Genomic DNA, 7,105 nt, shown 5'->3' on the forward strand with positions numbered 1-7,105 from the left:
ACCGCCTGAAAGACAAGCTCAAAGCGGGCCTGGTCAGACCCGCTGAAACCCCCTCCGTCGAATGACGGGAACTAGGGTGGGGAAAATTGAATGACCATGGATGGGGAAATTTGGATGACCCTTGACACATGTCTTTCCCAGGATCGGCCGCCACCCCATCGGTACGCTGAACCAGCTCGACGTCCTGCAATGCCTGGAGGCCATCTCGCTGTCCGGCACACGCGAAACCGCCATCCGCACGCGCGAAAGCATCCAACGCATCTACGCCCGCGCCGTCACCCTGGGCCTGCTGGAGCCCGGCAAGAACTTCATGGCCAAGGGCGTAGCCGACTTCAAGCTGCGCACCCACGTCACCCGGCACCACGCCACCATCCTGGAGCCGCAGAAGATCGGGCAGTTGATGCGCGACATCCGCGGCTACAAGGGGCACTACATCGTCTGCTGCGCCTTGCAGGTCATGCCCTACGTGTTCCAGCGACCCGGCCAGGTTCGCATGATGGAGTGGGGGCAGCTGGAATTATTGGACGCCGGCATCTGGGTGTGCCCGCCGAGCATCATGAAGCTGCGCAAAGTCCACAAGGAACACCCGCAAACCCAGCCTCACATCGTACCCCTGCCCTCCCAGGTCGTGGACATCTTGCGCGGCATGTACAAGGTGACTGGGCCCAGCGGCCTGAATCGAACCGGATTTTGAGGAGGCTCTAATTCTTGAGAGAATGGAGCCATGAGCAATCAGAACAACAAGTTTTCCCCTGAAGTCCGCGAGCGCTTTTTTCGCCCAGGCGGCGCTCGACCGCGACCTGAAGAAGTAAACGCCTACATCGACCAGCATCGGGATCTGTATGGGGTCGAGCCGATCTGCAAGATGTTGCAGGTCGCCCCGTCAGCGTACTGGCGCCACGCCGCACGATGCCGCAATCCAGAACGACGAAGCCAACGAGCCAAGAAGGATGAACGGCTCATGGTGCAGATCCAGCGAGTCTGGGAGCAGAACTTTCGGGTGTACGGCGCGCGCAAGGTCTGGAAGCAATTGAATCGGGAAGGCGTGACCGTGGCCCGCTGCACGGTCGAGCGCCTGATGCGGCGCCTCGGCATTGAGGGAGTCCGGCGGGGTAAACGTGTGCGCACCACGGTGCCAGACGGCGCAGCAGCCTGCCCGAGGGATCTGGTGAAGCGGCATTCTCGGCCTCAAGCTCCGAAACGGAACGGGCAGGCAGCGTCCGCTGCTGCGAACCGCTTGACACCAGCGTATGGGCCGCCAAACGGCGTGCCCAGTTGCCCAAAGTCGCCGACGGCACGCCCAGACGCCGTGCTGCCTCATTAATCCCCACGGAATGCGCCAAGCGCGCCGACTCCATTTTGTACTCTTCCGTGTATTGCCGTTTGGGACCCTGCTTCTCTGTCATTTCCATTCTCCGTTAACAACAAACTATCACTTTCTTGCTGTACGTGGAAACAAGGCAAGGTCATTGTCCAGGTTGTGCAGCACATCATGCATCCGCCCTTCCACTGAAGCGTTGGTCCCGCAACGACTGAAGAAGCAGGCTGGTGTTCAACAGGTGTTTATCATGTGAAACACCGAGAAGGAAGCAATCCATACCTTGTTCAAAGCAGTGGGTGCGATGAGCTTACGTAACGGGTAAGCAGGGCTAGGCATTCTCTATTCATTGTGGTGTACTTACCTATTCGAGCGTGCAGGAAGCCCCCCCGTCATTCGTCATTGCTTCGAACGCCGTTGTCGATTTGAATCGATGTATCGGCACTCTTGGACATGGTGGGCAGATTCCTTTTTCAAGATTCCAGCACTCGTGGGCGTTGATACGGCTGCGACGCTACGAATCTGGACGAAGCGTAGGCGCAGTCTAGGCATCAACGTACGGATACAGAGTGACTAAGCACTATACAGAATTGAATGAGTCTCAGTTGATCGAATCCGCGATCTTCAAAGACTTCACATCATTACGGATTTTCGTTCGCTCTGTTGAGACAGGAAGTTTTTCGGAGGTGGCTCGGCGTATCGGTGTGACGCCGGCCATGGTTAGCAAGCGTATTGCGTTCGTTGAGAAGAGCATTGGTCAACGATTGTTCAATCGGGATACCCGACGTTTGATGGTCACAGAGGCGGGCGAGCGGCTTTATGACCATTGCATGCGTGCACTCAAGGAGCTTGATGAAGCTGCTGAAGAGCTGTCAGCACTCAAGGACGAACCCAGCGGATGCCTCCGGATGACTGTGCCAGCGATGCTCGGACGGGAATTCATCGCGCCGAAATTGCCTAGGTTGCTTGTCGAGAATCCTAAACTGACGTTGGATGTGAACTTTTCCATGGCGACGATCGACCTCTATGCAGCGCGCGTCGATTTGGCCGTGCGGATTGCCGATTCTATCGATCCGGGGTTGATTGCGGTGCGGTTGGCGCCCTATCGTCGAGTGTTCTGTGCGACACCGGCTTATCTCGAGAAGCGCGGTGTACCTAATGAGCCAGCCGATTTGCGAGCCCACAACTGCCTGGTTACGAGCGGATCCACAGTCAATACCCGTTGGCCCGTCTTGGTTGATGGACAAGTGACCCAGGTGCATATTCAAGGCAATTTTGTTGCAGACCACGGCCTGGCAGTGCGTTACGCTTGTCTGGAAGGTCTGGGGATCATGATGGGTGCGAGATGGATGGTTGAAAAAGACTTGCAGGAAGGGCGATTGACGGAAGTCTTGTCTGATTATCTACCGCACAACCGCGCTGTGTATGCCGTGCTTCTTAATCGAAGCGATGAGTCGGCGAAATTGAAAGTCGGCGTTGATTTTTTAAAACGCTGCTTCGCTGAAATGAATTGAATGGCAGACCTCATGCTTGTGAGGTTGGTTGCTTTTGCCGCCGTTTCTCCATCCGGATGCTGAACAGATTTCCGATCAGAATCAATGCGGCGCCGGCAAGTACCCAGACCTCCACGCGTTCCCCATACAGAATGGCACCGACCACGGCAATTAGAGGAAGCCGCAGGAAATCCAGCGGAACTACAATTGCGACGTCGGCCACGCGCATGGCGCGTGCCATGCAGTAGTGGGCGGCAAGCGAGACTGTGCCAACGATCAGGATATACGGCCAAGCCTGGTAAGAGACCGTTTGCCAGTTCCATATGGACGGGATTAGCGCTAATGGCAATTGAATGGCCGTCATATAGAAAAGGATGCACAATGGTGTGTCGGTAGCGGATAGCTTCTTGGTCATTGTGTATGACAAGGCAAAACAGACGGATCCACACAACACGACAAGTGCAGCAGGATGCACGCCATTGGCGCCAGGGCGGACAATCAACAACACGCCCAATACACCAAGAAATAATGAAACAAGGCGTGGATAGGTGATTTTCTCTTTGAGGATTATCGCAGCCAGGAGAGTGCTCCACACGGGGGCTGTAAATTCGATGGCGAACACTTCCGCCATGGGAATGAACATGATTCCGTAGATCCATGCATATTGGGCGAGCAAGTGGCTTGTGTTCCGAACAACATGCGATGAGAGTTGGGGGCTGATGATCTGCCGCCAGTTTTTGCGGCTGAGGAGAAAGCAAATTATCAGCAGACCACAGGTGCTTCTGAAGAATAAAATCTGAGAGATACTGATAAGTGCCGAAAGCTCTCGTGTCGCAACGGCCATTGCGGCAAGCGAGACAAGCGCGCCTGACATCCAGGTGGCTGCTTGTGTGGCAGGATGCAAAATAGCCATTCTCCATTCCTCTTCGTCTCTGGTTTTATCTTTCTACTAAAAATTCTGATCAGTATGGATGTCTCTCTATTATCAATATAAATAAATAACCCATGCTGATCCGGTATGGAACAGGTCTTATTCCATATCATTATGATCGATCGATTTTCCCCGTGCCTCCAGCTTCTTTCCAGGCTATCAGCGTCCAGCAGCGAGCTGATCGAAGCCATGGAAACCGTGCAGTCGCAAACGACAGGCTCGCCCAATGCGATCTCGCAAGCTGCAGCCGTCGTCGCACTGAGCCATTCCGCAAGCCTGGTCGAACCCATGCTGCGAGCCTACCGCAAGCGCCATCTTCTGTTATGCGACCGCTTGAGCGACATTCCCGGCTTACGCTTCATTCCGAGCGAAGGCTCGTTCTATCTCTTTGTGAATGTGGCTGATGCCATTTCCAACCTTTACCGTTCGGGCATACTTGAAGCGTCGTCCGACACCGCTTTCTCCGAGTACCTCCTGGAGCATCATGGTCTGGCGGTCGTGCCTGGAACGGTTTTCGGTTCCCCCGGCCATCTGAGGCTGTCTTTCGCCGTGTCCGAGGACCAGATCATCGAAGCTGCGGGGCGGCTGAAACGAGCCTGTGCGGCACACCTGACCTGACCAGCATCACCGAGCCTTCGAACTCATTCAAGTTTCGGGCGAACCAAACCCCCAGCCGGAACCGGTGGAGCTCACACAGAGGCACACGCCCACGGGCTTGGTACTATCAATAGCCGGTGGACCAGCCTCATGATCCACCTCAACCTTGAACGGAGCTCATGATGTTCCAACGTTTCAGCACGACGCTTCTGGCGGCTTGCCTCGTGGCGTTTTCCGGCATGGCCGGTGCGGTCGAGGTGGGTGACATGGCCCCCGATTTCCGCTTGCCGGGGGCTGACGGCGCCACTTATCAGTTGTCAGACTATCGCGGCAAGCAGGCGGTGGTGTTGGCCTGGTTTCCCAAAGCCAACACGCATGGCTGCACGATCGAATGCAAATCGCTGGCGGAAAATGGCGACAAGATCCGCCAGTTTGATGTGACATATTTCATGGCCAGCGTCGACCCGCTTGCCGCCAACATCGACTTCGCGGAAAAGACCGAGGCCGACTTCCCCTTGCTGAGCGATGAAGACAAGTCGGTGGCCAACGCCTACGGCGTGCTGGGCATGCTGGGCGTTGCCAAACGGCATACCTTCTATATAGGCAAGGACGGCCGCATCTTGAAGATCGATACCCAGGTCAGGCCGGAAACGTCAGCGGAGGACATGGTCAGTAATCTGGGCGAACTGGGGGTTGAGCGGCGCAACTGAAGTGTGGCCAAAAAACCCAAAATGGGTATGATGATACCCAGGAATATTGATGGCTTGGGGCCGAATCAATACCCGATGCCAGGAGCTCTACCCATAAACAGGGGATGAGCCCAGATTCAACAAACAAGACTGGCCAATGACACGGCCGGTTCTCCAAGCAGATTCGGATCTACCCGAGCAACTGTCTCCACAAGTTTTCTGGCAACGCGATACTCCCTCCCAGCGTTAAAACCCACTACAGCAACAATTTGATCTGTTGCATTCAGCCCGAAGAACATCGAGCGACCACCTTCCCCTAATGTTCGTGTGATAGTGCGGGTGACCAACTGGGGATGGCCTGCTGACTGGATCATGACATCGAACTGCTCCGACCAGATCAGCGGAATCGGCTGATAGACCACCTCGAAACCCAGCATGGCCCGCGCAGCGGCCATGCCCTGATCCTGGGCATTCTGCCAGCTTTCCAACCTGCTCCGTATCCCCAGTGACTCATAAGTCAGAACAGCCACGTCACCGGCCGCGAAGACATGCTCGTTCGATGTCCGGCAACCCGCATCGACAAGCACCCCACGCTCGCAAGCCAGGCCGGCATCCCGCGCAAGTTCGTCGTTGCTGATCAAGCCGGTCCCCATCACCACGATATCGGCATGACACTTCCCGCCATTCTTCAGGTGAACGTCAGAACCACCGCCATACGATACTTCTATAGACGCGATCTCGGTCGACACATGGATATCGACTCCATGCTGCTGATGCAACCTGAGCAACTCCTCGGAGACGGCAGGCATCACACTACGTGCGCACACCCGTGGTGCGACTTCAAATATGCTGACATCGTTATCGAGTCCCCGCGCGGTTGCCGCAATCTCGAGCCCAATCCATCCGGCCCCGATGATCACAACCTTTTGTCGTGAGCGTGCCAAACGCTCCTTCAAACGTCCGGCATCGTCGAGGGTGCGAAGACAGAACACATCACGCGAACTGGCGCCTTCAAAATCGGGAACGAATGGCCGGCCGCCTGTGCATATCAGCGCTTTATCGTAAGCAATGGTTTCCCCATTATCCAGACAAATGGTCTGATCGTTTGTTCTGATTTGCCGTACCGTACGCAGCGGGAAAAATTCGATGCCGTCCGTCGACATCTGCTGATGGGAGAACAGGACAGTGTCGCAGGCCACGGTCGCGCCCGTAAGCACCCCCTTGGACAGTGGTGGCCTTTCATACGGGGGATGGGCTTCGGATCCAAACAACAGGATCCGCCCTGCATAGCCTTCGTCACGCAACGTCTTGGCAGCCCATCCACCCGCCTGACCCGCCCCGATAATGACAATCGTTTCCATAGTCATGGCTGAGGACGAATTAGGACAGCACCATCCTCCACCTTGACCTCGTATGTCTGGATGGGCGTCGTCACCGGCGGACAAAGCGGCCGGCCACTCCGAATGTCGAATACGCCTTGATGCAAGGGGCACTCAATTTTCCCATCCTCTAAATAACCCTCGGCCAAGCTAGCATTCCCGTGGGGGCATTTGTCCTGCGTCGCACAGATCGCACCGTCCACGTCGTATATACACACCGCTTCGCCGTCTACCAAGACACGCAGTGTACCGGTGTCGGCCGAAATATCCTGGACCGACGCCACACGCTTCCATTCTTTATGGTCACTCATTACTCAAACCTTTGATAAAAATGCTTTTGCAACCGGCATCATCAAACCTACTATCTGAACCCATCACCCCTCTGGGAAGCTACCCTACATAGCAGCTGATTGTTCCTAACGGACCATAATCGGCATGGATAGAATCACCGGATCGAAGATGAATGGGCCGTGTAAAAGACCCACCTAAGATGATCTGCCCTGCTTCGAGCGCAATGTCATATTCAGACAGTCTATTCGCCAGCCATACCACCCCTTTTGCAGGGTGGCCCTGACCTGTCCGGGAATTTCCTACCAGTAAGGACTAGAGATTCTGGCCTCGGATGTTAATTCGTTGGTCAGGTTTCCCACAAACTCGTGTGGGGTTTGGTAATTCAGGCTCGAATGCGGCCGGATCTC

7 protein-coding genes, 3 pseudogenes and 1 other annotated feature are annotated in these 7,105 nt (G+C 55.6%); of the genes and pseudogenes, 5 read left to right on the forward strand and 5 right to left on the reverse strand.

Annotation, left to right across the window (positions count from 1 at the left end; all coding sequences use genetic code 11):
* The first annotated feature begins 121 nt into the window (after nucleotides 1-121).
* On the forward strand, nucleotides 122-694 hold the full coding sequence (locus H0A72_RS21795) for a tyrosine-type recombinase/integrase (protein WP_180158617.1): 573 nt from the start codon (nucleotides 122-124) through the stop codon (nucleotides 692-694).
* 72 nt (nucleotides 695-766) lie between these two features.
* Nucleotides 767-883 (forward strand) — a sequence feature (AL1L pseudoknot).
* A pseudogene (locus tag H0A72_RS21800) lies at nucleotides 770-1,204 on the forward strand (IS3 family transposase); the annotation flags it as partial. (Overlaps the previous feature by 114 nt.)
* A 31-nt stretch (nucleotides 1,205-1,235) precedes the next feature.
* Here H0A72_RS21800 and H0A72_RS21805 read toward each other — a convergent pair.
* Nucleotides 1,236-1,412, reverse strand: a pseudogene (locus H0A72_RS21805) (transposase); the annotation flags it as partial.
* Nucleotides 1,413-1,887: 475 nt separating this feature from the next.
* On the opposite strand from H0A72_RS21805, the gene H0A72_RS21810 reads away from it, so the two are divergent.
* A complete protein-coding gene (locus H0A72_RS21810; protein ID WP_180158618.1) occupies nucleotides 1,888-2,832 on the forward strand; it encodes a LysR substrate-binding domain-containing protein in 945 nt (314 codons plus the stop codon).
* 10 nt (nucleotides 2,833-2,842) lie between these two features.
* Here H0A72_RS21810 and H0A72_RS21815 read toward each other — a convergent pair whose 3' ends face one another.
* Nucleotides 2,843-3,724, reverse strand: a complete 882-nt coding sequence (locus H0A72_RS21815; RefSeq protein ID WP_180158619.1) for a DMT family transporter — start codon at nucleotides 3,722-3,724, stop codon at nucleotides 2,843-2,845.
* Between the two features lie 105 nt (nucleotides 3,725-3,829).
* Between H0A72_RS21815 and H0A72_RS21820 the strand changes: the two genes are divergently transcribed.
* Nucleotides 3,830-4,360, forward strand: coding sequence for an aminotransferase class I/II-fold pyridoxal phosphate-dependent enzyme (locus H0A72_RS21820; RefSeq protein ID WP_180158620.1), 531 nt, complete (start codon nucleotides 3,830-3,832; stop codon nucleotides 4,358-4,360).
* Nucleotides 4,361-4,518: 158 nt separating this feature from the next.
* Entirely contained in the window at nucleotides 4,519-5,049 is a 531-nt protein-coding gene (locus H0A72_RS21825; protein ID WP_218953449.1) for a peroxiredoxin, read from the forward strand.
* A gap of 116 nt (nucleotides 5,050-5,165) precedes the next feature.
* Here the strand turns inward: H0A72_RS21825 and H0A72_RS21830 are convergent, their stop codons facing one another.
* From H0A72_RS21830 to H0A72_RS22285, 3 genes and pseudogenes are all read right to left on the reverse strand, one after another.
* Entirely contained in the window at nucleotides 5,166-6,389 is a 1,224-nt protein-coding gene (locus tag H0A72_RS21830; protein WP_246437108.1) for an NAD(P)/FAD-dependent oxidoreductase, read from the reverse strand.
* A 2-nt stretch (nucleotides 6,390-6,391) separates the two neighbouring features.
* Nucleotides 6,392-6,718 carry a non-heme iron oxygenase ferredoxin subunit gene (locus tag H0A72_RS21835; protein WP_180158622.1) on the reverse strand — a complete coding sequence of 109 codons (327 nt, stop codon included), beginning with the start codon at nucleotides 6,716-6,718 and terminating at the stop codon, nucleotides 6,392-6,394.
* 79 nt (nucleotides 6,719-6,797) lie between these two features.
* Nucleotides 6,798-6,974 (reverse strand): annotated as a pseudogene (locus H0A72_RS22285) (2-oxo-hept-4-ene-1,7-dioate hydratase); the annotation flags it as partial.
* Between the last annotated feature and the right edge of the window lie 131 nt (nucleotides 6,975-7,105).

It is taken from the genome of Parapusillimonas granuli, assembly GCF_013416525.1.
GTDB classification, from domain to species: domain Bacteria; phylum Pseudomonadota; class Gammaproteobacteria; order Burkholderiales; family Burkholderiaceae_B; genus Parapusillimonas; species Parapusillimonas granuli.